This is a genomic window from Brachybacterium vulturis (assembly GCF_002407185.1).
GTDB classification, from domain to species: Bacteria; Actinomycetota; Actinomycetes; order Actinomycetales; family Dermabacteraceae; genus Brachybacterium; species Brachybacterium vulturis.
On sequence record NZ_CP023563.1, the window covers coordinates 2,078,163 to 2,102,365 of the forward strand.

Here is a 24,203-nt window from a genome sequence, read left to right on the forward strand (position 1 = left end):
AAGCGAAGCAGCAGATGGCGGAGCTCACGATCAGCCCGGAGGACATCCGGAACGCCCTGGACACCGCGGTGTCCACCTACCAGGCAGGCGCCACCGAGCGCGAGGAGATCGGCCGCGTCAGCGAGGCCGCTGACGGCATCGCGCGCGTCGAGGGCCTCCCGAACGTCATGGCCAACGAGCTCGTCAGCTTCGAGGACGGCACCCTCGGCCTCGCCCTGAACCTCGAACTGCGCGAGGTCGGCATCGTCGTCCTCGGCGAGTTCTCGGGCATCGAGGAGGGCCAGCAGGTCCGTCGCACCGGCCAGGTGCTCTCGGTCCCGGTCGGCGACGGCTACCTCGGCCGCGTGGTCGACCCGACCGGCGCCCCCATCGACGGCCTCGGCACCATCGAGACCGTCGGCCGTCGTGCCCTCGAGCTGCAGGCGCCCGGCGTCATGCAGCGCAAGGCCGTCAAGGAGCCGATGCAGACCGGCCTCAAGGCGATCGACGCGATGACCCCGATCGGCCGTGGTCAGCGTCAGCTGATCATCGGCGACCGCCAGACCGGCAAGACCACGATCGGCATCGATACGATCCTGAACCAGAAGGCCAACTGGGAGTCCGGCGATCCCGACAAGCAGGTCCGCTGCATCTACGTCGCCGTCGGCCAGAAGGGCTCGACCATCGCCTCGGTGCGCGCGACGCTCGAGGAGAACGGCGCGATGGACTACACCACCATCGTCGCGGCACCGGCGTCCGACCCGGCCGGGTTCAAGTACATCGCCCCCTACACCGGCTCGGCCATCGGCCAGCACTGGATGTACGAGGGCAAGCACGTCCTGATCATCTTCGACGACCTCTCGAAGCAGGCCGAGGCCTACCGCGCCGTGTCGCTGCTGCTGCGCCGCCCGCCGGGCCGTGAGGCCTACCCGGGCGACGTCTTCTACCTGCACTCCCGCCTGCTCGAACGCTGTGCCAAGCTCAGTGATGAGATGGGCGGCGGCTCGATGACCGGCCTGCCGATCATCGAGACCAAGGCCAACGACGTCTCGGCCTACATCCCGACCAACGTCATCTCGATCACCGATGGTCAGTGCTTCCTGCAGTCGGACCTGTTCAACGCCAACCAGCGCCCGGCGGTCGACGTCGGCGTCTCGGTCTCCCGCGTCGGCGGCTCCGCCCAGACCAAGGCCATGAAGTCGGTCTCCGGTACGCTGAAGATCGACCTCGCGCAGTTCCGCGACCTGGAGTCCTTCGCGATGTTCGCCTCCGATCTGGACGCGGCCTCGAAGCAGCAGCTCAGCCGCGGTGCGCGCCTGATGGAGCTGCTCAAGCAGTCCCAGAGCTCGCCGTTCCCGATGGAGGAGCAGGTCGTCTCGATCTGGGCCGGCACCAAGGGCAAGTTCGACGACATCGAGGTCGAGGACGTCCGCGACTTCGAGGGCCAGCTGCTCGAGCACCTGCGGCACAACGGCGGCGTGCTCGACGCGATCCGCAGCACGGGCAAGTTCGAGTCCTCGACCGAGGAGGAGCTCGCGAGCATCCTCGATCAGGTCAAGCAGGACTTCCTGGCCGGCAAGGGCCAGGATGCGGCGCGGAACGACGAGGACGGTCGTCTCGCCGCTGACCAGATCGAGCAGGAGCAGATCGTCCGCGGCTGATGCGCGAGGCCGCCGTCCCTGACGGGGCGGCGGCTCCCGCCCAGGACGCATCGATCCCGCACGAGGAGAGACATGGGAGCCCAGCAGAGGGTTTATAAACAGAAGATCCGCTCCGCACAGGGGATGAAGAAGATCTTCAAGGCCAAGGAGATGGTCGCGGCATCGCGCATCGCCAAGGCGCACGCCCGGGTCGAGGCGACGACGCCCTACGCCGATGCGCTCACCCGCGCGATCGGCTCGGTGGCGACGCACTCCAACGAGATCTCGCACCCGTTCCTGGACAACGAGCGGTCGCAGACGGGCCGCGCGGGAATCCTCCTGATCACCGCGGACCGCGGCATGACCGGCCCGTACTCGCACAACGTGATCCGCGCCGCCGAGCAGCTCGCGAACACCCTGCGTGACGAGGGCAAGGAGCCGGTGATGTACGTCGTCGGCCGCAAGGGCGAGGCGTACTACCGCTTCCGCAACCGCACGCCGCAGCGCTCCTGGACGCCGTACAAGGAGGACGAGCTGCCGCGCCTCGGCCGGGAGATCTCCGCGGCCGTCACCGAGGACCTCGTCTCCGAGGATCCCTCCGTGCATCTCGACGAGCTCTACGTCGTCTCCACACGCTTCCAGAGCCGCTTCGTCCAGAAGGCGCACTCGGTCCGCATGGTGCCGATGGGCCTGGGCGACGTCAGCGGCGCGAACGCGCAGACCTACCCGCTGTACGAGTTCGTGCCCGACGCGGAGACGGTCGTCGGCGAGCTGCTGCCGCGCTACATCCAATCGCGGATCATCAACATCCTGCTGCAGGCGATGGCCTCGGAGCACGCCTCCACGCAGCGTGCGATGAAGTCCGCGACCGACAACGCGGAGACACAGATCGACAAGTTCACCCGGCTGGCGAACTCCGCCCGCCAGGCGGAGATCACACAGGAGATCACGGAGATCGTCGGCGGCGCCGACGCCCTCTCGGGATCCGGCCGCACCGAACGCTGACCCAGGCCGACGACACCTTGGCCGACGAGGCCCCGCGTCGGCACGACATGGAGAGAACGCACATGACCACCACCACTGACAGTCAGGCCCCCGCCGCTCCGGCGGCCGGTGCCACCGGACGCGTCGCCCGCGTCACCGGCGCCGTCATCGACATCGAGTTCCCTCCCGGGAACATCCCGCCGCTCTACAACGCGCTCACCATCCAGATCGAGGACACCGGCTCCGGGCTGGAGGCCTCGACCCTGACCCTCGAGACCGCCCAGCACCTCGGTGACGGCATGGTCCGCGGCATCGCGCTGAAGCCCACCGACGGCGTGGTCCGGGGCCAGGCCGTGACCGACACCGGCGCCCCGATCTCGGTGCCCGTCGGCGACGTCACCCTCGGCACCGTCTTCGACGTGGTCGGCAATCCGCTGAACAAGCCGGTCGACCAGCTCGAGATCACCGAGCGCTGGCCCATCCATCGCACAGCCCCGAACTTCGACCAGCTCGAGTCCTCGACGGTCATGTTCGAGACCGGCATCAAGTCGATCGACCTGCTCACCCCCTACGTCCAGGGCGGCAAGATCGGCCTGTTCGGCGGCGCGGGCGTCGGCAAGACCGTGCTCATCCAGGAGATGATCTACCGCGTGGCCAACAACCACGACGGCGTCTCCGTCTTCGCCGGCGTCGGCGAGCGCACCCGTGAGGGCTGGGACCTCATCGAGGAGATGACCGAGTCCGGCGTCATCGAGAAGACCGCCCTGGTCTTCGGCCAGATGGACGAGCCGCCCGGCACCCGTCTGCGGGTCGCGCTGTCCGCGCTGACGATGGCGGAGTACTTCCGCGACGAGCAGGCGCAGGACGTGCTGCTGTTCATCGACAACATCTTCCGCTTCACCCAGGCCGGCCAGGAGGTGTCCACCCTGCTGGGCCGGATGCCCTCGGCCGTGGGCTACCAGCCGAACCTCGCCGATGAGATGGGCATGCTCCAGGAGCGCATCACGTCCACTCAGGGCCATTCCATCACCTCGATGCAGGCGATCTATGTCCCGGCCGACGACTACACCGACCCGGCGCCGGCGACCACCTTCGCCCATCTCGACGCCACCACGGAGCTCTCCCGCGAGATCGCCTCGCGGGGTCTGTACCCGGCGATCGACCCGCTGACCTCCACCTCGCGGATCCTGGATCCCCGCTACGTGGGCCAGGACCACTACGACACCGCGGTGCGCGTGAAGCAGATCCTCCAGCGCAACAAGGAGCTGCAGGACATCATCGCGATGCTCGGCGTCGACGAGCTCTCCGAGGAGGACAAGGTGATCGTCTCGCGCGCGCGGCGCATCCAGCAGTTCCTCTCCCAGAACACCCACCTCGCCAAGCAGTTCACCGGCGTGGACGGCTCCGATGTCGCGCTGAAGGACACCATCGAGGGCTTCAAGGGCATCTGCGACGGCGAGTTCGACCACATCACCGAGCAGGCGTTCTTCAACGTGGGCGGCATCGACATGGTGCTGGAGAACCAGCAGCGGATCGACAAGGAGCTCGGCGCGTGAGCGCGCTCGAGGTCACCTTCGTCGCTGCGGACCGCACCGTCTGGACCGGGCAGGCCGCGCAGGTCGTCGTGCCTGCGATCGACGGCTCGATGGGCATCCTGCCGCAGATGCAGCCCACCCTGTCGATCCTCGGCAGCGGCGTGGTGCGGATCATCGATCAGGACGGCCACGTCGAGGCGCTGGACGTCGAGGGCGGCTTCGTCTCCGTCGATGCGGACATCGTGACCATCGGTGTCGATGACGCCACGGTCGTCGCGCCCACGTCCGCCCGCCTCTGAGCTGACTGCGCAGACGGCATGAACGACCTGAGCATCCCGATCCTCCTGCTGGGGATCGGGATGCTCGTGGTCGTGCTGGCGGCGGTGCTGCTGCTCGGGCTGCGTCAGCTGCTGGTCTCGCGGAGCCGGGGCGCCTTCGAATGCACGGTGCGCCGACGCGGACTGGTGGGCGGGTCCAGCTGGCAGCACGGACTGATGCGCTTCGGCACCGACCGGCTGCGCTGGTTCCGCGCCTTCTCGGTGCGTCTGCGTCCCGAGCTGGTGCTGCGCCGCAGCGAGATCGGGGACGTCAGCCGGCAGCGACTGCCCGCCCAGATCGAAGGCGGGGAGGAGCAGTACCTGATCGAGTTCACCCTGCGCGACGGCCGCGAGGTCAGCGCGATCGTCGACCTGGCCTCGGGGGCGGCCCTGAACTCCTGGCTGGAGGCGGCGCCGACGGGCTCCGTGGTCGGGGACGCGGACTGAGCAGCCGACAGGTCGGTGCCGCGAGCGCGCTCAGTCCGTGACGACCGTGCCCGCGCGCAGCACGGTGACCGGTGCCAGCTCGGAGTCCACCAGCACCGCGTCCGCGCGTCGGCCCGTGGCCAGCACACCGATCCGGTCCTGCATCCCCAGCACGGCCGCCGGCACCGAGGAGGCGGCTCGCACCGCGCGCACCAGATCCACTCCGGCCTCGGTGACGGCGAAGCGCACCACATCGAGCAGATGCGCGGTGCCCCCCGCGATCGCGGACGCTCCGGTGAGGGTTGCGACCCCCGCCGCCACGGTGACGTCCAGCGCGCCGAGCCGGTACTGACCCTCCGGCATCCCGGCCGCCGCCATCGCATCGGTCACCAGCACCACATTCTGCTCGGCGGCGATCGCGAAGACGTGGGCGACGGTGCGCGCATCGAGATGGACGCCGTCGGCGATCACCTCCACCACCAGCTCGCCGCGGGCGGCCGCGTCCAGCGCCGCGAGCGCGGGTCCGGGATCCCGGTGGTGGATCGGCCGCATCCCGTTGAACAGATGGGTCGCGGTGGGCAGTGCGGAGCGGCCGTGCGCCCGGCGCAGCGAGTCCCGGGCGTGGCCGACGGCATGGGTCATCTGGGCGCTGGTGCCATCGGTGTGACCGAGCGACGGCACGGCGCCCGCCTCGGCGAGAGCCTCGATGACCTCGTCCGCGCCCCTCACCTCCGGGGCGACGGTCATGGTGGCCAGCGCCCCGCCGGCGAGCCGGGCGAGCTCGCGCACCAGCTCCGCGTCGCCGGCCGTGAGGTGCTCGGGGTTCTGCGCGCCGCGCCGTTCGACGGAGAGGAACGGCCCCTCGAGGTGGATCGCGGCGATCTCCCCGTCGGCCGCGAGCTGCACCAGCTCGGCGACCCGCGACCGCAAGGTGGCGGCGTCGGCGGTGACCAGGGAGGCGACCAGGCTGGTGGTCCCGTGACGGCGGTGCTCGCGCACCGCGATGCGCATGTCCTCGGCCGTGGCGGCGTCCGGGAAGGAGGCGCCGCCGCCGCCGTGGCAGTGGAGGTCCACCAGGCCGGGCAGGATCAGGCCGTCGTGGACGAGGGTCCGCTGCGCCTCGTGCCGCGGGGCATGGGCGGCCGGACCGGCCCAGAGGATGTCACCGCCGGCGATCAGCACCAGCGCCTCGGGGACCAGTCCCTGCTCGAGCACCGCGGTGCCGCGCACGGCCAGCTCGGCGGTGACCGTGGGGGACTGCGGGGAGGGGGCGGTGCTCATGTCTTCTCCTGGTGCTCGGGGGGCGAGGGATCGCGGAGGACGGCTGCGGGCGTCTCCGGAGCGGGCAAGTGCGCTCAGAACAGTCGTGACTCCGCGTCGTCGATGCCGCGCAGCGCGTCGTAGTCGAGGGTCACGCAGTCGATGCCGCGATCGGCCGCGAGCACGCGCGCCTGCGGCTTGATGGCCTGGGCGGCGAAGATGCCGCGCACCGGGGCCAGCAGCGGGTCCCGGTTGAGCAGGTCCAGGTAGCGGGTCAGCTGCTCGACGCCGTCGATCTCGCCGCGCCGCTTGATCTCGATCGCCACCGAGCCGCCGGAGTCGTCGCGGGCGAGGATGTCCACCGGGCCGATGGCGGTGAAGTACTCGCGGCGCACCAGCGACCAGCCCTCGCCGAGGGTGTCGATGTTCTCGGCCAGCAGGGCCTGGAGATGGGCCTCGACGCCGTCCTTCTGCAGTCCGGGATCCACTCCCAGCTCGTGGGAGGAGTCCTCGAACACCTCGACCAGGCGCACCCGCAGCTTGTCACCGGTCTTGTCGTGGACCACGTCCCACTGCTCGATCCAGTCATCCCCGGCATCCCCAGCGTCCTCGCCGGCCTCCTCGTCGCCGCGCCGCGAGGTGGTCAGCGTGCAGGGCGGGGTCATCCAGTTCAGCGGCTTGTAGCTGCCGCCGTCGGAATGGACCAGCACACTGCCGTCGGCCTTGACGATCAGCAGCCGGGGGGCCAGCGGGAGATGGGCGGTGAGCCGACCTGTGTAGTCGACTGAGCAACGGGCAACGACGAGACGCACAGGGCCAGGGTACGGCACCACCAGCACCGCAGGGTCCCTGGCCTGCACATGGGCCTGCGCATGGGAGGCCGATGAGACGATCATGTGGAGTGCTTTACCCAGGTGCAGATGCTCACTCGGCACTGTTCGGCCCCGCACCCCGCTCGTATCGTGGACTGGTCATCCGTTCGGCCTGCGCCGAGCCACTCCGAAGGAGCATCTACCGTGCAACGACTCCTGGCCGTCCTCCTGGTCCTGATCGGCCTCACCGGGCTCGTGCTGGGCCGCCTGGGTGAGACCACCTGGGCACCCGAGACCGAGACCACCGCCACGGTGGACCTCTCCGATGCCGGGCCCGCCGTGGTCATCGACCCCGGCGTGCTGTACGTGGGGGGCGAGAAGGGCGAGCTCGTCATCGAAGGCGCCTCCGACGTCTCCGTGATCACCGCCGGAGGCGGCGACATCGAGGCCTACCTCGAGGATGTCCACTACACCCGTATCACCGGGGCGAGCGACTGGACCACGCTCAGCACCCAGGAGGTCAACCCGGACGGCGCGGACGAGCTGAGCGATCCCACCTCCTCGGACCTCTGGCGCACCGTCGAGACGGAGCCCAGCCCGTTCACGCTCGACGTCCACGAGTTCTGGGCGGGGGAGAACAACGATCCGAACGGCGAGAACAACGAGCAGCCCTACCGCGCCCTGCTGATCGTCACCGACGGCACCCAGCCCGGTGCGGAGAAGATCTCCATCACCTGGCCGGTGGACGCGGAGAACGAGTGGGGGCCCTTCGCCTACGCGGGCGGCGCGGCGATCGCCGTGATCGGCCTCGTGCTGCTGGTGGTCTCGCTCGGCGGCCGTCGCCGTGACGAGGACGAGGCCGAGCCGGTCGAGGACGCCCCGCGTCCCCCCGCCGACGCGTCCGTCGAGGACGCCCCCGCAGACAGCACCTACGCCGACGACGACCGGACCGAGCAGATCGACGTCGTCGACGATGAGGAGGGACGGCGATGACCCGCTACGACCTGCGCCACAGTGCGCGGAAGGATCTGATGATGAGCACTCGCCCCGTCGGCCGTCGCGGCCTCTTCCTGGGGGCGGGCAGCCTGCTCGCCACCGGACTCCTCGCCGCCTGCGGCTCCGAGGTCGAGCCGCCCGCGGCTCCGCCCACCGGCAAGGAGCTGGCCGCGCCGACCCCGGTCCAGACCACCGAGCAGCTCACGAGCATCGTGCCGGAGGTGAATGCGGCGGTGGTGGCTGCGGATGAGGCACTGGACGCCCAGAAGCTCGCTCCCCGCGTCTCCGGTTCCGCCGTCGACTTCCGCACCGCGGCCTACGCGATGATCGAGAAGGCCGAGGAGTGGGCGGAGGAGCTCCAGGTCCCCGGTGCGGAGCTCCTGGTGCCCCTGACCTCCGTGACCTCCGAGTTCCCGCGGGTGGCGATCGCCCTGGTCGAGGACTCCGAGGAGGAGGGCGTGCCATACTTCATGGCTCTCCAGCAGTCCGATGCGACGTCACCGTACGCGGCCTGGGGCTGGGCGCAGCAGGCCGTGGGCATCGAGATGCCGATGGTGGCCGACGCTGCGGTGGGTTCCGAGCAGGTCGCCGTCGACAGCGAGGGGTTCGTGATGACCCCGGCCGAGGCCCTGGAGCTGTACGCGAGGGTGCTCTCCCTCGGCGATGCCGAGGACCCGGACGATCAGCTGGCGCCGAATCCGTTCCAGACCGGGACCCATGAGCGCATCCAGCGAGAGCGCAAGGAGCTCAACGCCGGCGTCGAGAAGGACGAGGCGGCCACCGTCCACGAGTCCTTCTCCGTGAAGACGGAGGAGTTCGCCGGGCTGCGCACCGACGACGGCGGCGCGATCGTGATGGGGACCCTGCTCTCGACCCGCACGGTCGACATCAAGGACGGCGCCACCATGAGCTACGCCGAGGACAACAAGTACACGAAGGTGATCGGGAAGAAGGAGTTCACCTCCGAGTACATCCGGACGTTCGGCACCCATGTCGCGGTGTACCTCCCCTCGGCGGACGCCGGCGGCCAGATCCAGCCCATCGGTGCCACCCAGACCGCCCTCAGCGCCACCGGGGAGTGACCGGGCCGCGACAGCGCAGCAGCGGGCGGACTCCCTAGACTGGGTGCGTCCCGCAGACATCGAAGGAGTTCACCTGTGACCGATCCGTACGGAATCATCGACCTCGCCGCGCTGAAGCAGCCGGCCGGCACCGCCACGGGCGGGGCGGCCCCCGCGGGCACGCCGTCCGCCCACGAGGTCGCCGTCACCGAGCAGGGGCTCGACCAGCTCATCGCCGACTCCCAGCAGATCCCCACCCTGCTGCTGGTCACCAGCGCTCGGGTGCCGGAGGCGGATCAGTTCCTCAGCGGACTGCGCCGCGCGGTCGATGCGAAGGGCGGAGCGGTCCGTCTGGGCATCGTCGATGCGGACACCGAGCAGCGCGTCGCCGGCGCCCTGCAGGTCCAGCAGCTGCCCACCCTGCTCCTGCTGATCCAGGGGCAGCTCCAGCCGATCGTCCAGTCGGTGATCCCCGACGCAGAGATCGACAACCTCCTCACCCAGGTGGTGGAGGTCGCACGCCAGCAGGGCATGGAGCTGCCCGAGGGGGAGCAGACTCCTCAGGAGCCGCAGGAGGAGCCGCTGCCGCCGCTCGTCGCCGAGGCCTACGAGGCGATCGAGCGCGGCGATCTCGACACCGCCGTCGCGGCGTACGAGAAGCAGCTGCAGGAGAGCCCGGCCGACGCGGAGGCGAAGGCAGGCCTGGCCACGGTCTCCCTCATGCATCGCACCCAGGACGCGGATCTCGCCGCGTCCCGCGACGCGGCGGCGCAGCGCCCCGGTGATCTGGAGGCGCAGCTGCTGGTCGCGGATCTCGACATGCTCGGTGGCCATGTCGATGACGCCTTCGCCCGCCTGCTCGAGCAGCTGCGGGGAGCGGACCAGGAGACCAAGGACGTCGTCCGCGCCCGCCTGCTGCAGCTGTTCGAGGTGGCCGGTCCCGGCGATCCTCGTGTGGCCCCGGCCCGCAAGCGGCTCGCGAACCTGCTGTTCTGAGCCCACTGCTCTGAGCAGAGACGCAGGAAGGGGCGGTGGCCATCGGCCACCGCCCCTTCCGTCATCCCTCAGTCCCGCAGACGCTCGGGGGCGAGGATCACCGCGGCCAGCGGCGGCACCGACAGTCGCACCGAATGCTCGCGGCCGTGCAGGGGCAGCTGCTCGGCGTGCACCCGGCCCAGGTTCCCGACCCCGCTGCCGCCGTACGCCGGCGAGTCGGAGTTGAGCACCTCGAGCCAGGTCCCTCCCTCGGGCAGCGGGATGCGGTACTCGTGCCAGGGCTCCGCCGAGAAGTTCAGGACCACGACCACCGGGTCACCGGAGGCGTCGCGTCGCACGAAGGACAGCGCGTTGTGGGCGGCATCGTTCCCGATCAGCCATTCGAAACCGCCCGGATCCTGATCCCGCTCGTACAGCGCCGGGAACTCCGCCTGCACGGCGTTGAGGTCCTTCACCAGCTGCTGGGCACCGCGGTGCAACGGGTACTCCAGCAGCCACCAGGGCAGCCCCGCCTGCTCGGACCATTCGGTGCCCTGAGCGAACTCGATGCCCATGAACACCAGCTGCTTGCCCGGATGGGTCCACTGGAAGGCCAGGTAGGAGCGCAGCGTCGCCGCCTGCTGCCAGTCATCGCCCGGGGCCTTGCGCAGCAGCGATCCCTTGCCGTGCACGACCTCGTCATGGCTGAGCGGAAGCACGAAGTTCTCGGAGTACTGGTAGACCATCGAGAACGTCATCTCGCCGTGGTGGTACTGGCGGTGGATCGGGTCCTGTCCGAGATACTCGAGGGTGTCGTGCATCCACCCCATGTTCCATTTGAAGCCGAAGCCCAGACCACCGGCGTCGGTGGGGCGGGTGACCCCCGGGAACGAGGTGGACTCCTCGGCGATCATCATGATGCCCGGGGCCCGCTTGTACGCGGTCGCGGTGGCCTCCTGGAGGAAGGCGATGGCCTCGAGGTCCTCCCGCCCGCCATGGCGGTTGGGGACCCACTGGCCGTCCTCACGGGAGTAGTCGAGGTACAGCATCGAGGCGACCGCATCGACCCGCAGGCCGTCGACGTGGAACTCCTCGAGCCAGTAGCAGGCGTTGGCGACCAGGAAGTTGCGCACCTCGTTGCGGCCGGTGTCGAAGATGTACGTGCCCCAGTCCGGGTGCTCGCCGCGCCGCGGATCGGCGTGCTCGTACAGCGGCGTGCCGTCGAAACGACCCAGCGCCCACTCGTCCTTGGGGAAGTGGGCCGGCACCCAGTCCAGGAGCACGCCGATGCCGGCGTGGTGGAGGGTGTCGATGAGGTGGCGCAGCTCATCGGGGGTGCCCAGCCGGGAGGTGGGGGCGTAGTACCCGGTGACCTGGTAGCCCCAGGAGCCGCCGAAGGGATGCTCCGCCACCGGCATGAACTCCACATGGGTGAAGCCCATCTCCGTGACGTAGTCCGTCAGCTCGGTCGCCAGGTCCCGGTAGCCCAGTCCCGGTCGCCAGCTGGCCAGGTGCACCTCGTAGATCGACATCCGGGAGGTGAGCGGGTCGTGCGCGGCCCGCGTCGCCAGCCAGTGGTCGTCGGTCCACTCGAAGTCGCTGCGGGTGACCACGGAGCCGGTCGCGGGCGGGACCTCGGCGAAGCGGGCCATCGGATCGGCCTTGTCGCGCCAGACGCCGTCGGCCCCGAGGATCCGGTACTTGTAGGTGTCGCCGTCCCCGCTGCCGGGGGCGAAGATCTCCCAGACGCCCGAGGCACCGAGGGAGCGCAGGGCGTGCAGGCGCCCGTCCCAGCCGTTGAACGCGCCCACCACCTGCACCGCCCGGGCATTCGGGGCCCAGACGGTGAACGAGGTGCCCTCCACGCCGTCGAGGGTGCGCACGTGCGCGCCCAGCGCCTGCCACAGCTCCTCGTGGCGGCCCTCGCGGATGAGGTGGAGGTCCAGCTCGCCCACGGTGGGGAGGAAGCGGTACGGCTCCTCGAGCTCGATCGGTTCGGTCTGCGCGGACCAGGTGACCCGGACCCGGTAGGCGGGGAGCTCGGCGTGCTCCACCACGGCGACCCAGATGCCGTCGTACTCGTGCTCCATGGCGACGGAGCTGCCGTCGGGGAGCACCACGGCGACCTCGTGCGCGAACGGCTTGAGCGTGCGGACGGTGACGGCCCCGTCGTACTCGTGGGCGCCGAGCACCGAATGCGGCTCGTGGTGGCTGCCGGTCGCGGTGGCGCCCAGCTCGTGCTCACCCAGCGGCATCACCGCCGCGGTGACGGGCGGAGCTGCCGCAGCGGTGGCCGTGGGACGGTCGGGAGTCTCGGTCATGTCAGCTCTCCTCTGGGCGGATGATCCGCAGGACGTGGGCGGGCCGGTCGGCCGCGCTCAGGATCACGAAGGGGGCGCGTCCCCAGTGGAACCGTTCCCCGGTCAGCAGGTCCTCGACCTCGAACGACTCACCCACCCCGAGAGCGTCGAGATCCAGGTGGACGGTGGTGTGGGCATCGCGGTCGTGGGCGGTCAGGGAGACCACCAGCACGGTGTCCGGCCAGCCGGTGCCGCTCGCGGCGGCCTCGAGGTGCTTGGAGAAGACCAGCACCTGCTCGTCGTCCGCCTCGTGGAAGCGGATCGTGGTGAGGGTCTGCAGCGCCGGGTGGTCGCGGCGGATCCGGTTCAGCGTCCCCAGCAATGGCTCGAGACTCTGCCCGCGGGTGAGGGCCCCGGCGTAGTCCCGGGGCTTGAACTCGTACTTCTCGTTGTCGATCTGCTCCTGGGCGCCCGGCCGGGGCACATCCTCGACCAGCTCGTACCCGCTGTAGATGCCCCAGGTGGGGACCAGGGTGGCGGCGAGGATCGCCCGCAGCACGAAGGCGCTGCGACCGCCGGCGCTCATGTACGGGGTGAGGATGTCGTGGGTGGTGGGCCAGAAGCTGGGGCGCATGTACGGCGCCGACTCCACCAGCTCCTCGAGGTACTGGCGCAGCTCCTGTGCGCTCTCGCGCCAGGTGAAGTAGGTGTAGCTCTGGTGGAAGCCGACCTTGCCCAGGGTGTGCATCATCGTGGGCCGGGTGAACGCCTCGGCCAGGAAGATCACCTCGGGATGCTTCTGGTCGAACTCCGCGAGCAGCTGCTCCCAGAAGCGCACCGGCTTGGTGTGCGGGTTGTCGATGCGGAACAGCGTCACCCCGTGCGCGACCCAGTGCTCGAGCATGTCCCGGATCGCGGCGTAGAGCCCCTCGTAGTCGCTGTCGAAGCTCAGCGGATAGATGTCCTGGTACTTCTTCGGCGGGTTCTCCGCGTAGGCGATGGTGCCGTCGGCCCGCACGGTGAACCATTCGGGGTGCTCGGCGACCCAGGGATGGTCGGGGGAGCACTGCAGGGCGATGTCCAGGGCCACCTCGAGACCGAGCTCGCGGGCCCGGGCCACGAAGTCATCGAAGTCCTCCAGCGTGCCCAGCTCGGGATGGATCGCGTCGTGACCGCCCTCGGCCGCGCCGATCGCGTAGGGGGAGCCGGGATCTGCGGGCTGCGGATCCAGGGTGTTGTTGCGCCCCTTGCGGAAGCTGGTGCCGATCGGATGGATCGGGGTCAGGTAGGCGACGTCGAAGCCCATCTGGGCGATCCGGTCCAGGGAGCGGGCGGCGGTGCGGAAGGTGCCGGAGGTCCAGCCGTGCTCGGGGTCGAAGTGCGCGCCCTCGGAGCGGGGGAAGAACTCGTACCAGGAGCCGTACAGCGCCCGTCGGCGCTGGACGATCAGGGAGTACGGCCCGGAGACGGTGACCCCTTCGCGCAGCGGACGCTCGGCGAGGACTCCGCGCAGGTCCGCGGCCAGGGCCGGGGCGACGCGGGCCGAGGCCGGCAGGCCCGGGGCGCGCAGGCTCTCCAGCGCGGCCCGCACCACCGGGCCGTCGGCCGCCGGGCGGGTGCCGGCCTCGATCTCGGCGAGCACGCGCCGCAGCACCACGGCGCCCTCGGCGCAGACCAGGTCGGGGTCGATCCCCGCCGGGATCTTCACCTCGGCGGTGTGGGCCCAGCTGTCGTAGGGCGCGGAGAACGCTTCGATCCGGAAGCTCCAGTGACCGGTGGTCCCGGGACGGATGGTGGTCTCCCACAGGTCCAGGCCCGGGTTGATCGAGTGCAGGGCCTGCCGCTGCTCCGCACCGTCGGGGGAGACCAGCACCAGCTGCACGCCCATCGCGTCGTGCCCCTCACGGAAGGCGTTGGCGCTGACCGTGACGGTCTCGCCCTCGACGCAGCGGGCCGGGAACCGCCCGCCGTCGACCACCGGCTGCACGCCCATGATCGGGATCCGGCCGATGCCGGCCCCCGGTCCCGTGAGGTCTGCGGTCTCGGACATGGGCCCTCCTGCCTGAGCACTCGTCCTGGACGAGGCACTCTGCGACGGTCGCGGTGACTGTCCTCACGATAGCCGCTTCGCAGGCCCCTCTGCGGCGTCGGGCGTGATCCCGAGGACCACCACGGCCCCGGGCGCGACCAGCACGGCCCGATCGGTCAGCGGGGAGGGGGCCAGATCCTCGGGCGTCTCCAGCGCGGTGTCCAGCAGCACGCGGGCACTGCCCTGCGGCCAGGGAGCGCCCGGCAGCGTGACCCGCATCGCGTCCGGCTCCGAGGAGAGCACCACCAGCAGGTGCTCAGCGCCGGTGCGTCCCCGGATCGCGGGCCGGAGCATCACCAGCAGGTGCTGGGAGGGATCCATCCAGTCCTCATGGGTCATCGGACGGCCCTCGCCGTCGAACCAGGCGACCTGGTCGGCATCCAGCGCGGCGGGATCTGCGGGGCGCAGGAAATGCGGGGCGCGCAGCTGGAGGTGCTCGCCGCGCAGCTGGAGCAGCCGGGTCACGGTCTCGCCGAGGGCGTCGATGCGGGGGGTGCGGGCCCAGTTCATCCAGGAGATCTCGTTGTCCTGGCAGTAGGCGTTGTTGTTGCCCTGCTGGGTGCGCAGCCGTTCGTCGCCGGCGGTGAGCATCGGGGTGCCCGAGGCGAGCAGCAGCGTGGCCAGGATGCTGCGGGCGGTGCGCCGACGGGCGGCCTCGATCTCGGCGACCGCCTCGGCGCGCGGGGGCAGCTCGCCCTCGTGGCCGTGGTGGTAGGAGCGGTTGTCGGAGGTGCCGTCGCGGTTGTCCTCGCCGTTGGCCTCGTTGTGCTTGGTCTCGAAGACGGTGAGGTCCCGCAGGGTGAATCCGTCGTGCGCGGTGACGTAGTTGAGCGAGGCCCAGGGCGAGCGCAGGCTGCGCCCGGCGGGCAGCTCGAGCGGGTCACCGCCGGTGAGCAGATCGCTGGAGCCGGCCAGACGGGTCGCCAGGTCGCGGACCCCGCCGATCGCGTCGTTCCCCGAGCGCTCGCGCATCGCCCGGTCCGAGAGCCAGAAGGCGCGCACGTCGTCGCGGAAGGCGTCGTTCCATTCCGCGAAGGGCACCGGGAAGTTCCCGGTCTGCCAGCCGCCGGTGCCCACGTCCCACGGTTCGGCGATCAGCTTGACCCCGCGCAGCACCGGGTCGGTGGCGATGGCGCGCAGCAGCGGATGGTCGGGGCGGAAGCCGTGGTCGTCGCGCCCCAGCGTCGCCGCGAGGTCGAAGCGGAAGCCGTCCACATGCATCTCCTGGACCCAGTAGCGCAGGGAGGCGAGGATCAGGTCCATCACGTGCACCGAACGCGGGTCGAGGGTGCCGCCGGTCCCGGTGACGTCGACGAACCGGCCGTGGTCGGTCCAGTAGTACTCGAGGTTGTCCAGGCCCCGCAGCGAGAGGGAGGGACCGTCCGCTCCTCCCTCGGCGGTGTGGTTGAAGACCACGTCGAGGATGACCTCGAAGCCGGCCGCGTGGAGGCTGCGCACCATGGTCCGGACCTCGTCGACCACGGCCTGTGCGCCGGCGTTCTGGGCCGCGGCGGTGGCCAGTGACGGGTTCGGGGCGAAGAACGACAGCGTCGAGTAGCCCCAGTAGTTCGTCAGCCCCAGCCGGGTCAGGTGGGGCTCGTCCATCGCCGCGTGGATCGGCAGCAGCTCGATGCTGGTCACGCCCAGGTCGCGCAGATAGCTCGTCACCGCCGGATGACCCAGTCCGGCGTAGGTGCCGCGCTGCTCGGGCGGCAGGTCGGGATGCAGCTGGGTGAATCCCTTGACGTGCATCTCGTAGAGCACCGTGGAGCCCCAGTCCACGAGCGGTCGCAGATCGTTCTGCCAGTCGAAGGCATCGGAGACGACCACGGACCACAGGGCGTCCTCGCCGCTGTCGGTCCCGTCGCGCTGCGCCGTGTCCCCGACGCGGTCGAGCATCGCGTCCACCTCGAAGGGGAAGAACGAGCGGAGCAGCGGGGAGGAATGCGAGATGCCGCGCGCCCATGGATCCAGCAGCAGCTTCTTCGGGTTGCACAGCAGCCCGGCCGCGGGGTCCCAGGGGCCGTCCACGCGCAGCCCGTACTGCGTGCCCGGTGTCATCCCGCTCACGTGGTCCCAGTGCAGACCGCCGTCGACGTGGCGCAGCCGCTGCCGGTGCTCGGCGGCACCCCGGCGGACGCACAGGTCCACGCGGTGGGCCCGGGGCGCGGCGACGGCGAAGGTTCCGCGGCCCTGCTCGTCGACCACCAGGCCGGGGGAGGTGGGGGCGACGGGGGGAGTCGCACGATCTGCAGGCACCAGGGCATTCTGCCATCGCACAGCGTGTGGATGGCCTCTCAGGTGGTCCGTGCCGCTAGGATCGTCGCGGTGGTCCCGGATCCGTCGCGGACGGAGGCAGGGCCACCGGCAGGACGCAGCCGCCCGGCTGTTCCGCATGACCGCTCCGCACGGCCAGGGCCGTCGCGGCCTCCGGCCGCCCCGGGGGAGGGCCGCGAGCACCGGTCGAGCGAGGGACGGACCAGCGGCAACAGCCGCACGAGCAGAACGCACGACGGGGGAACCGCAGCGCATGAGCAACCCACCCAGCCAGCAGCCCGGGGACCTGGGGCGCCCCGCTGTGCCTCCCGCGCCGTCGGCGTCGTCGGCGGCCTCCGCCCCGGGTCCGGGACACCCTGCGGGAGGTCCGGGAGCCGGGGGCGGGCCGCAGCGTCGCCCCGGTGACTTCGCGCCGTCGGGCCCTGCGCTCTCGCCGGCGGACCTCGAGCGCAGCGGTGCCATCATCAGCACCATCTCCGGGGTGTTCCACTCGCGCGTGGTCGGCCAGGAGAACCTGCGCCTGACCCTGGTGGCCGCGCTCGCCGCCGGCGGGCACGTGCTGCTGGAGTCCGTGCCGGGCCTCGCCAAGACCACCGCGGCCAGTGCTCTGGCCTCGTCGATCACCGGAACCTTCGCCCGTATCCAGTGCACGCCGGACCTGATGCCCAACGACATCATCGGCACCCAGATCTTCAACTACGGCTCGGGGACCTTCACCACCCAGCTGGGCCCGGTGCACGCCAACGTCGTGCTGCTGGACGAGATCAACCGTTCCAGCGCGAAGACGCAGTCCGCGATGCTCGAGGCGATGCAGGAGCGCCAGACCTCCATCGGTGGCGAGGTGTACCGCCTGCCGGAGCCGTTCATGGTGCTGGCGACCCAGAACCCGATCGAGGAGGAGGGCACCTATGTCCTCCCCGAGGCGCAGATGGACCGCTTCCTGATGAAGGAGATCCTCACCTATCCGCGTCCGGCCGAGGAGCACGAGATCCTCGACCGCTCGACCGCGGGCAGCCTCACCGGGCCGCGGCAGGCCGTGGGCACGGTGACGCTCGAGGACGTGCGCTTCCTGCAGGCGATGGTCGACCAGGTGTATGTGGACCCGGCGGTCAAGCGCTACATCATCGATCTGATCTTCACCACCCGCGGCTCGGGACCGCGCCCGGTGCCGAACCTCACCCAGTCGGTGCGGGTCGGTGCGAGCCCCCGCGGCTCCCTCGCGCTGATGCGGGTGGCACAGGCCCATGCCCTCCTCCAGGGCCGGGACTACGTCACCCCCGACGACGTGCGGGCGATGCGGTACGGCGTCCTGCGCCATCGCCTGGTGCTCACCTTCGACGCACTGGCCAGCGGCATCAGACCCGAGCAGATCATCGATGCGGTCTTCCACGCCGTGCCGATGCCCTGAACGACGAGAAGGACGACGACCAGGACGACCAGGACGACCACGACGACAAGGACGGAGCGCGACAGAACCTCATGGCCACCTCGCTGCTGACCCGCGTCAAGGCCCGGGTCGATCTGCACACCTCGAACCGGGCGCGCGGGCTCATCCAGGGCCGCGGGCGCTCGATGTTCAAGGGCAGCGGCGAGGACTTCGACGACCTGAAGTACTACCAGCCCGGGGACAAGATCTCCGACATCGACTGGAAGGCCACCGCCCGGTCCGGCGAACCGCTGATCCGGCAGTTCAACGAGGAGCGGGTGCGGCACCTGTCCGTCGTCGTGGACACCTCCTCGGCGATGGCGGCCACCGCCGCCGACGGCAGCTCCAAGCGTGACGCGATGATCCTGGCCGCAGGGATGGTCTGCTTCCTGGCGCAGCAGAACGGCGACCTGGTGGGCATGGTCGCCGGGAACGAGCAGCAGCCGATCCAGCTGCCGGCGCGCTCGAGCGACGGTCATCTCGAGCTGCTGCTGCGCACCGCCCAGCAGGCGACCACCACCGCCGCCGCCGCGGCGGACAGCGCCTGGCTGCTCGAGCGCGCCTTCCGGGTCACCTCCCGGCCCACGCTGATGACGATCATCACCGACGAGGCCCATCCCACCGTGGAGGACTTCACGCTGCTGCGCCGGCTGACGACCCGGCACGACGTGATGGTGATCCGGATCGCCGACGCCGACCCGCTGCAGGGCTCCTCGCTCGACTCCGACGTGGTCGACGTGGACTCCCCGCGCGAGATCGCCTCCCTGGCGCGGACCTCGAAGAGGGTCGCGCGCGATGTCGAGGCCTATCGCGGCGCCCGCCGGGAGGGCATCGCGGAGATGCTGGACCGCCTGCACGTCAGCCACCTGCTCACCCAGGGGGAGACCACCGTCGTGGACGACATGATCGCCCTGCTGCGGTCGAGGGAGTACCGCAATGCGCGTTCCTGAGCTGCAGCTGCTCGGTGCGGCACCCGGGCCGCTGGCCGCGCCCGCGCCGCCGGAGATCATCACCCCGCCCCAGTACTCGATCGCCTGGGTGATCCTCGCGGTGCTGTGCGTGCTGGTGATCATCGCGCTGATCGTTCTCACCCTGAAGATCACCCGGGCGATCGAGAAGCGGATCGCCTACCGGCATCGGCCCGACGACGTCGAGGCGCTCAAGGCCGAGTTCCTCCGTGCGGTCAACGACATCGCCGATCGCCACGAGGCCGGAGCGCTGGAGGGCCGCGAGGGGCATCACGAGCTCACCGGGGTGATGCGCCGCTTCGTGCGCCGCACCACCGGTCACGACGTCACCAGCCAGGATCTGGCGACGCTGCTGGCCGATCCGCGCACCCGAGCCGTCGGTGAGCTGATCGAGGACCTCTACGAGCCCGACTTCGCGCTGACCTCCGATCGTGACCTGCGTGAATCGGTGCGCCGGGGGCGGGAGGTGATCCGTACGTGGTCATGATCTTCTGGTGGGTCACCGGGCTGCTCCTGGTGGCCGCGCTCGCGGTCTGGGCGATCACCTTCTGGCACCGGCGGGCCATGCGCCGCTCACCGGTGCTGGTGGCGAACTCGCGCTACATGGACCGGATCCCCAGCTTCGTGCGTGCCCAGCGCACTGCCCGGGTGGTGCGGGTGCTCCAGGTGGGCATCGCCGTGTTCGCGGTGATCGCCGCCTCGCTGCTGTCGGGGAGGATCGCCAGCGAGCGCATCCAGACCCCGGAGTTCTCGTCGCGGGACATCGTGCTGTGCCTGGACGTGTCCGGGTCGATGTACGAGTACGACGCCGAGATCCTCGACACCTTCGCGCAGCTGGTGGACACCTTCGACGGGGAGCGGGTGGCGCTGTCGATCTTCAACTCGACCAGCCGCACCGTGTTCCCGCTGACCAACGACTACGACCTGATCGAGCGGGAGCTGGAGGCGGGCGCCGAGGCGATCGACTTCGACGAGTTCGGGTATCGCCTGGGGAACCGGGACTATTCCGAGGACAAGGTGCGCCAGTACGTCGAGTTCGTGGAGGGCACCCGCGGCATCCCCGACGAGGCCTCGATCGTCCCGGACGGCCTCGCCTCCTGCGCGCAGGTCTTCGACCGGGCGGAGGAGGACCGCTCGCGGTCGATCATCTTCGCGACCGACAACGAGGTCAACGGCGATCCGATCTTCACCCTCGACGAGGCGACGCAGCGGGTCGCCGACCGGGAGATCGACCTGTACACCTTCTATCCCGGGGCCTTCGAGTGCGGTCCGCGCTGCTTCGAGGAGCTCGAGGCCGCCACCGAGGACCAGGACGGCGAGCTGTACGAGTCCTCGGACCCGGAGGCGATCCCCTCGATCATCAACGAGATCCAGAAGACGCAGGCTGAAGTGATGGGGGCGACGCCGACCGTGGTGCGGACGGATCATCCCGCCACCGGTTTCGTGCTGACCTTCCTCGCCCTGGTGGGGATCCTGGTGCTGGGATGGAGGACCCGCTGATGCGTCTCGAGCTCCTGATGCCGCTGTGGGCCCTGATCCCGCTGTGCGGCGCGATGCTGACCCTGTGCGTCGTGCTGCTGGTGCGCCGTCCACGGCAGCGGGTCATGTGGGGGCGCCGGCTGCTGATGGTGCTGCTGCTGGTGGTGGTGGCGCTGCGTCCGGTCACCCCGATCGAGGGCGAGCAGACCGAGCGGATGAACGCCAACGTGTTCTTCGTGGTGGACCGCACCGGCTCGATGAACGCCGAGGACTATGCGGGTGACCAGCCGAGGCTGGAGGGGGTGAAGGCGGACATGACCCGGATCATGGGGATGACCGAGGGCGCTCGCTACTCGATCATCGCCTTCGACTCCACCGCCACCCAGCAGCTCCCCCTGACCACCGATGCCGGGGCGGCGGCGGCCTGGATCGACACCCTCACCACCGAGCCCACCGCCTATTCGCAGGGCTCCAACGTGGACCGCGCGCTGACGCCGCTGATGGTGGAGATCTCCGAGGCGAAGCGCGACGATCCTGAGTCCAGCGTGCTGGTGTACTTCCTCTCCGACGGCGAGAACACCGATGGGAGGGACTCGGAGTCCTTCAGCCAGGCGGCGGGCTTCATCGACGGCGGTGCGGTGCTCGGCTACGGCACGGCGGAGGGCGGACCGATGAAGGCCCAGGGCGGCGACCAGGACGGCGAGTACATCACCGGCCCCGACGGGCAGCAGGGCATCTCGCGCATCGACGAGGAGCAGCTGCGGACCATCGCCGGCGAGCTCGGCGTCCCCTACCTCCACCGCGACGATCCCGAGGCGCCGATCGAGGGCACGATGGAGGGCATCACGCTGCGCCCCGTCCCGAGCGCATCGCGGCGGGACGTGACGAGCTTCGAGGACTGGTACTGGGTCGCCTCGATCCCCCTGGCCGCACTGCTGATCTGGGAGCTCGGGGAGATGACCTACCGCCTGCCGCGCAAGCTGGACCGCCACGACATCTCAGGAGCGCAGCGATGAGCACACCACCGGCACCGGAACCGCGCACGGGGACACCGCCCGGACCCGGGGCCCGCGGCGGCGCGCTCGCCCAGGACGTGAGCGGCAGCCCGAAGGACTTCGGACTGGACGTGAAGCGGCTGCGGTGGACCCGGATCATCGTCCTGGCGATCCTCTCGCCGCTGATCCTGCTGCTGGCCCTGCTGGCGGTGCGCTTCGTGTCGATGCCCCTCACCCAGGCCGCGCATCTGGGCGCCTACGAGGACGGGGACTACCCCGCAGCCGTGGAGCGACTGGCCCCGGTGGAGTTCGCGAACTGGTTCGAGCCGTACCTGCCGCACCTGTCCAAGGGCACCTCCCTGCTGCAGCAGGGCGAGGACGCCGCGGCCGAGGAGGAGCTGAGGATCGCGCTGCAGGAGTGGACCGCCCACAGCGACCTGAACTCCCCGATGCACGCCCAGTGCAAGATCCTCAACAACCTCGCCCTCTCCATCGAGCGTCAGGCCGACCTCATCGAGGACCCGCAGCAGCGTGCCGACCGTCTCTTCGAGGCCGAGCAGCTGCTGGCCCCCTGCGCCGGCGGCGGCGGGGGCGGGCAGGGCGAGAGCCAGGGCGGTGGCGGCTCCGGCAACGAGGACTCCGAGACCACCGAGGGCAACGGCGAGCGGGTCGAGGAGAAGCGCCGCGAGGCCGACGAGGAGGCCGGCAACGATCCCGATGCCCGTGGCGACGAGCAGACCGGGACCCCCGGTCAGAATGATCCCGGGGATCCCACCCGCGAGGATCCGGAGGGCGGGGAGCCCGAGGAGGAGGCCCCCACCGACGGCGACTCCGAACAGGAGCAGAAGGACGACGAGCTCGAGCAGCGCAACCGCGACGCCCAGGGGGGCGACGGCGACGACGACCCCGGGGAGACGTCCGAGGATCCGGTGAAGCCGTGGTGAGCCGGCGGCGCGGAGCACGGGGACGAGAGGACGAGGAGACCCGGTGACGACGAACGACGGTGACGAGCGCGCGTACCTCGATCACGCTGCGACCACGATGCTGCGCCCCGCGGCGCGGGATGCCTTCCTCGAGGCCTCCGCCGTGCGGGGCAACCCCTCCTCCGTGCACACCTCGGGGCGGCGCGCCCGCGGGGTGCTCGACGAGTCCCTGGCGCGGATCGCCGCCCTCCTGGACGTGCCGCGCAGCTGGGTCATCATGACCTCGGGCGGCACCGAGGCGGACAATCTGGCGCTGCGCGCCGTTCCCCAGGGCCTGCATGCGCAGGACCCCTCGCGCACCGCCGTCGCGGTGGCCGCGACCGATCATCCCGCGGTCCTCGCCACCGCCCGTTCGCTGACGGAGGGCGCTGTCCCCGGGGCCGCCGGGTTCGAGGTGCGCGAACTGGAGGTCGACCGCGACGGCGCTCTGCGCTCGTCGGCGATCGCCGACGCCCTGGCCGACGGGACGGTGGGTGTGGCCAGCGCAGCCCTGGTGAACAACGAGACCGGCGCCGTGCAGGACATCGCCGCGCTGGCGGCGCGTGCCCGGGAGCACGGCACCCTGGTGCACACCGATGCCGTCCAGGGCGTGGGGCACGTGCCGCTGCCGAGCTGGGAGGACGTGGATCTGATGTCGCTGTCCGGGCACAAGCTCGGCGCACCCGTCGGGGTGGGGGTGCTGGTGGCCCGGCCCGGGGTGCCCTTCGCCGCGTTCAGCACCGGCGGCGGGCAGCAGCGCGGGGTGCGCTCGGGGACCCTGGACGCCGCCCACACCGCCGCCTTCGCCGCAGCGCTGAAGGAGGTGCTCGTCGAGCGCGAGGAGCAGTCCGCGCGGCTGCGCGGACTGGCCCGGACGCTCCGTGACGGGATCCGCGGGATCGACCCGGAGGCCCGCTTCACCCTGGAGGAGACGGCCCCGCAGTCCGGACACATCGTGCACGTGGTCTTCCCCGGCGCGGACTCGGACTCCCTGCTCTTCCTGCTCGACGAGCGCGGGGTGGACTGCTCCGCCGGCTCCGCCTGCTCGGCCGGGGTGACGCAGGCCAGTCCCGTGCTCGCCGCGATGGGCGTGAGCGACGCGCAGGCGCGCGGTGCGCTGCGCCTCTCGCTGGGGTGGACCAGCACCGAGCGTGACATCGAGATCCTGCTGGCGGCGCTGCCCGAATCGCTCGTCCGGGCCCGCGCCGTGGGCGCGCTGATGGGGTGAGGGGTTCCCGCAGGAACCCGGGCCCGCTCAGCTGAGCAGGTGGGCGATCTGACGCAGTCCCGCCTGCTCGAAGGGCCCGTTCCCGACTCCGAACGCCCAGACCGCAGTACCGATCGCCTCGGTCACCAGGGTGCGCCGCCACAGATCGGCCTCGCGCGGATCGTGGCCGTACCCCTTCAGGAAAGCCTCCTCGAGACGGGGATCGCGAGCGAAGTCCTGGCGGGCGAGCCGGGCGAAGTCCTCGACACGAGGCCGCAGATCGGCCCGCCCGAAGTCGATCACCTTCAGCTCGCCGTGATCGATGAGCCAGTTGCGGGGCTGCCAGTCGCCATGGGTCGGCACCAGCATCACCTCACCCTCCAGCCCCCAGCCGTCGATCTCAGCACTCAACGCTGCGACCGCACCGTCGTCGATCCGGTGGGGTCGCTCGAGCCATCCCCGCGCCCGGCTCGCGGGAGTGCCAGTCCCCGACGGTCTCGACGTGCTGGGCATGG

21 protein-coding genes are annotated in these 24,203 nt (G+C 70.7%); 15 read left to right on the plus strand and 6 right to left on the minus strand.

The window, feature by feature from the left end:
• The first annotated feature begins 14 nt into the window (after positions 1–14).
• From atpA to CFK38_RS09345, 5 genes are all read left to right on the plus strand, one after another.
• Positions 15–1,640 (plus strand): F0F1 ATP synthase subunit alpha, encoded by a 1,626-nt coding sequence (gene atpA / locus CFK38_RS09325; RefSeq protein ID WP_096802824.1) that lies wholly within the window; start codon positions 15–17, stop codon positions 1,638–1,640.
• Positions 1,641–1,712: 72 nt separating this feature from the next.
• Positions 1,713–2,624 (plus strand): F0F1 ATP synthase subunit gamma, encoded by a 912-nt coding sequence (locus CFK38_RS09330; protein WP_096802825.1) that lies wholly within the window; start codon positions 1,713–1,715, stop codon positions 2,622–2,624.
• Positions 2,625–2,686: 62 nt separating this feature from the next.
• Positions 2,687–4,159: a F0F1 ATP synthase subunit beta gene (gene atpD, locus CFK38_RS09335; RefSeq protein ID WP_157773430.1), complete on the plus strand. Its 1,473-nt coding sequence runs from the start codon at positions 2,687–2,689 to the stop codon at positions 4,157–4,159.
• Positions 4,156–4,437: a F0F1 ATP synthase subunit epsilon gene (locus tag CFK38_RS09340; protein ID WP_096802827.1), complete on the plus strand. Its 282-nt coding sequence runs from the start codon at positions 4,156–4,158 to the stop codon at positions 4,435–4,437. The genes atpD and CFK38_RS09340 overlap by 4 nt, the downstream gene beginning before the upstream one ends.
• Before the next feature lie 18 nt (positions 4,438–4,455).
• Positions 4,456–4,902: a DUF2550 family protein gene (locus tag CFK38_RS09345; RefSeq protein WP_096802828.1), complete on the plus strand. Its 447-nt coding sequence runs from the start codon at positions 4,456–4,458 to the stop codon at positions 4,900–4,902.
• 30 nt (positions 4,903–4,932) lie between these two features.
• Here CFK38_RS09345 and CFK38_RS09350 read toward each other — a convergent pair whose 3' ends face one another.
• Positions 4,933–6,162 carry an N-acetylglucosamine-6-phosphate deacetylase gene (locus CFK38_RS09350; protein WP_096802829.1) on the minus strand — a complete coding sequence of 410 codons (1,230 nt, stop codon included), beginning with the start codon at positions 6,160–6,162 and terminating at the stop codon, positions 4,933–4,935.
• A gap of 74 nt (positions 6,163–6,236) precedes the next feature.
• The gene (gene nucS, locus CFK38_RS09355; RefSeq protein WP_096804292.1) at positions 6,237–6,953 is read right to left on the minus strand and encodes an endonuclease NucS; all 717 of its coding nucleotides are present in this window, start codon (positions 6,951–6,953) and stop codon (positions 6,237–6,239) included.
• Positions 6,954–7,157: 204 nt separating this feature from the next.
• On the opposite strand from nucS, the gene CFK38_RS09360 reads away from it, so the two are divergent.
• From CFK38_RS09360 to CFK38_RS09370, 3 genes are all read left to right on the plus strand, one after another.
• On the plus strand, positions 7,158–7,946 hold the full coding sequence (locus tag CFK38_RS09360; protein WP_245850970.1) for a hypothetical protein: 789 nt from the start codon (positions 7,158–7,160) through the stop codon (positions 7,944–7,946).
• A complete protein-coding gene (locus CFK38_RS09365) occupies positions 7,943–9,031 on the plus strand; it encodes a DUF8094 domain-containing protein (protein ID WP_096802830.1) in 1,089 nt (362 codons plus the stop codon). Before CFK38_RS09360 ends, CFK38_RS09365 begins: the two co-directional genes overlap by 4 nt.
• 75 nt (positions 9,032–9,106) lie before the next feature.
• The gene (locus CFK38_RS09370; RefSeq protein ID WP_096802831.1) at positions 9,107–10,006 is read left to right on the plus strand and encodes a co-chaperone YbbN; all 900 of its coding nucleotides are present in this window, start codon (positions 9,107–9,109) and stop codon (positions 10,004–10,006) included.
• Between the two features lie 68 nt (positions 10,007–10,074).
• On the opposite strand, the gene glgB is transcribed toward CFK38_RS09370, so the two are convergent.
• The 3 genes from glgB to glgX all read right to left on the minus strand — a co-directional run bounded on the left by glgB (position 10,075) and on the right by glgX (position 16,633).
• A complete protein-coding gene (gene glgB, locus CFK38_RS09375; RefSeq protein ID WP_172895780.1) occupies positions 10,075–12,306 on the minus strand; it encodes a 1,4-alpha-glucan branching protein GlgB in 2,232 nt (743 codons plus the stop codon).
• Position 12,307: 1 nt separating this feature from the next.
• Complete coding sequence (locus CFK38_RS09380; RefSeq protein ID WP_096802832.1) at positions 12,308–14,335, minus strand: alpha-1,4-glucan--maltose-1-phosphate maltosyltransferase; 2,028 nt, start codon at positions 14,333–14,335, stop codon at positions 12,308–12,310.
• Between the two features lie 63 nt (positions 14,336–14,398).
• Complete coding sequence (glgX, locus tag CFK38_RS09385; RefSeq protein WP_096804294.1) at positions 14,399–16,633, minus strand: glycogen debranching protein GlgX; 2,235 nt, start codon at positions 16,631–16,633, stop codon at positions 14,399–14,401.
• A gap of 271 nt (positions 16,634–16,904) precedes the next feature.
• Here glgX and CFK38_RS09390 point away from each other — a divergent pair, with 271 nt between their 5' ends.
• The 7 genes from CFK38_RS09390 (at position 16,905) to CFK38_RS09420 (ending at position 23,709) form a co-directional block, all read left to right on the plus strand.
• Positions 16,905–18,059 (plus strand): AAA family ATPase, encoded by a 1,155-nt coding sequence (locus CFK38_RS09390; protein WP_096802833.1) that lies wholly within the window; start codon positions 16,905–16,907, stop codon positions 18,057–18,059.
• A gap of 71 nt (positions 18,060–18,130) precedes the next feature.
• Positions 18,131–19,027: a DUF58 domain-containing protein gene (locus tag CFK38_RS09395; RefSeq protein ID WP_096802834.1), complete on the plus strand. Its 897-nt coding sequence runs from the start codon at positions 18,131–18,133 to the stop codon at positions 19,025–19,027.
• Positions 19,014–19,532, plus strand: coding sequence for a hypothetical protein (locus CFK38_RS09400; RefSeq protein ID WP_096802835.1), 519 nt, complete (start codon positions 19,014–19,016; stop codon positions 19,530–19,532). The genes CFK38_RS09395 and CFK38_RS09400 overlap by 14 nt, the downstream gene beginning before the upstream one ends.
• Entirely contained in the window at positions 19,529–20,545 is a 1,017-nt protein-coding gene (locus CFK38_RS09405) for a vWA domain-containing protein (RefSeq protein WP_245850971.1), read from the plus strand. Before CFK38_RS09400 ends, CFK38_RS09405 begins: the two co-directional genes overlap by 4 nt.
• Positions 20,545–21,540: a vWA domain-containing protein gene (locus CFK38_RS09410; protein WP_096804295.1), complete on the plus strand. Its 996-nt coding sequence runs from the start codon at positions 20,545–20,547 to the stop codon at positions 21,538–21,540. Before CFK38_RS09405 ends, CFK38_RS09410 begins: the two co-directional genes overlap by 1 nt.
• Positions 21,537–22,463: a hypothetical protein gene (locus tag CFK38_RS09415; protein WP_096802837.1), complete on the plus strand. Its 927-nt coding sequence runs from the start codon at positions 21,537–21,539 to the stop codon at positions 22,461–22,463. Before CFK38_RS09410 ends, CFK38_RS09415 begins: the two co-directional genes overlap by 4 nt.
• 43 nt (positions 22,464–22,506) lie before the next feature.
• Entirely contained in the window at positions 22,507–23,709 is a 1,203-nt protein-coding gene (locus CFK38_RS09420; RefSeq protein ID WP_275542271.1) for a cysteine desulfurase family protein, read from the plus strand.
• 27 nt (positions 23,710–23,736) lie between these two features.
• Here the strand turns inward: CFK38_RS09420 and CFK38_RS09425 are convergent, their stop codons facing one another.
• Complete coding sequence (locus tag CFK38_RS09425; protein ID WP_096802838.1) at positions 23,737–24,201, minus strand: phosphotransferase family protein; 465 nt, start codon at positions 24,199–24,201, stop codon at positions 23,737–23,739.
• Positions 24,202–24,203: the final 2 nt, after the last annotated feature.

Bases quoted from the DNA above. Each gene is read 5' to 3' on its own strand.
- atpD (WP_157773430.1), top strand. From the start codon at position 2,687: ATGACCACCACCACTGACAGTCAGGCCCCCGCCGCTCCGGCGGCCGGT.
- CFK38_RS09330 (WP_096802825.1), top strand. From the start codon at position 1,713: ATGGGAGCCCAGCAGAGGGTTTATAAACAGAAGATCCGCTCCGCACAG.
- glgB (WP_172895780.1), bottom strand. From the start codon at position 12,306: ATGACCGAGACTCCCGACCGTCCCACGGCCACCGCTGCGGCAGCTCCG.
- CFK38_RS09415 (WP_096802837.1), top strand. From the start codon at position 21,537: ATGAGCACACCACCGGCACCGGAACCGCGCACGGGGACACCGCCCGGA.
- CFK38_RS09395 (WP_096802834.1), top strand. From the start codon at position 18,131: ATGGCCACCTCGCTGCTGACCCGCGTCAAGGCCCGGGTCGATCTGCAC.
- CFK38_RS09400 (WP_096802835.1), top strand. From the start codon at position 19,014: ATGCGCGTTCCTGAGCTGCAGCTGCTCGGTGCGGCACCCGGGCCGCTG.
- CFK38_RS09380 (WP_096802832.1), bottom strand. From the start codon at position 14,335: ATGTCCGAGACCGCAGACCTCACGGGACCGGGGGCCGGCATCGGCCGG.
- CFK38_RS09405 (WP_245850971.1), top strand. From the start codon at position 19,529: ATGATCTTCTGGTGGGTCACCGGGCTGCTCCTGGTGGCCGCGCTCGCG.
- CFK38_RS09345 (WP_096802828.1), top strand. From the start codon at position 4,456: ATGAACGACCTGAGCATCCCGATCCTCCTGCTGGGGATCGGGATGCTC.
- CFK38_RS09350 (WP_096802829.1), bottom strand. From the start codon at position 6,162: ATGAGCACCGCCCCCTCCCCGCAGTCCCCCACGGTCACCGCCGAGCTG.
- CFK38_RS09410 (WP_096804295.1), top strand. From the start codon at position 20,545: ATGCGTCTCGAGCTCCTGATGCCGCTGTGGGCCCTGATCCCGCTGTGC.
- CFK38_RS09425 (WP_096802838.1), bottom strand. From the start codon at position 24,201: ATGCCCAGCACGTCGAGACCGTCGGGGACTGGCACTCCCGCGAGCCGG.
- CFK38_RS09365 (WP_096802830.1), top strand. From the start codon at position 7,943: ATGACCCGCTACGACCTGCGCCACAGTGCGCGGAAGGATCTGATGATG.
- CFK38_RS09390 (WP_096802833.1), top strand. From the start codon at position 16,905: ATGAGCAACCCACCCAGCCAGCAGCCCGGGGACCTGGGGCGCCCCGCT.
- atpA (WP_096802824.1), top strand. From the start codon at position 15: ATGGCGGAGCTCACGATCAGCCCGGAGGACATCCGGAACGCCCTGGAC.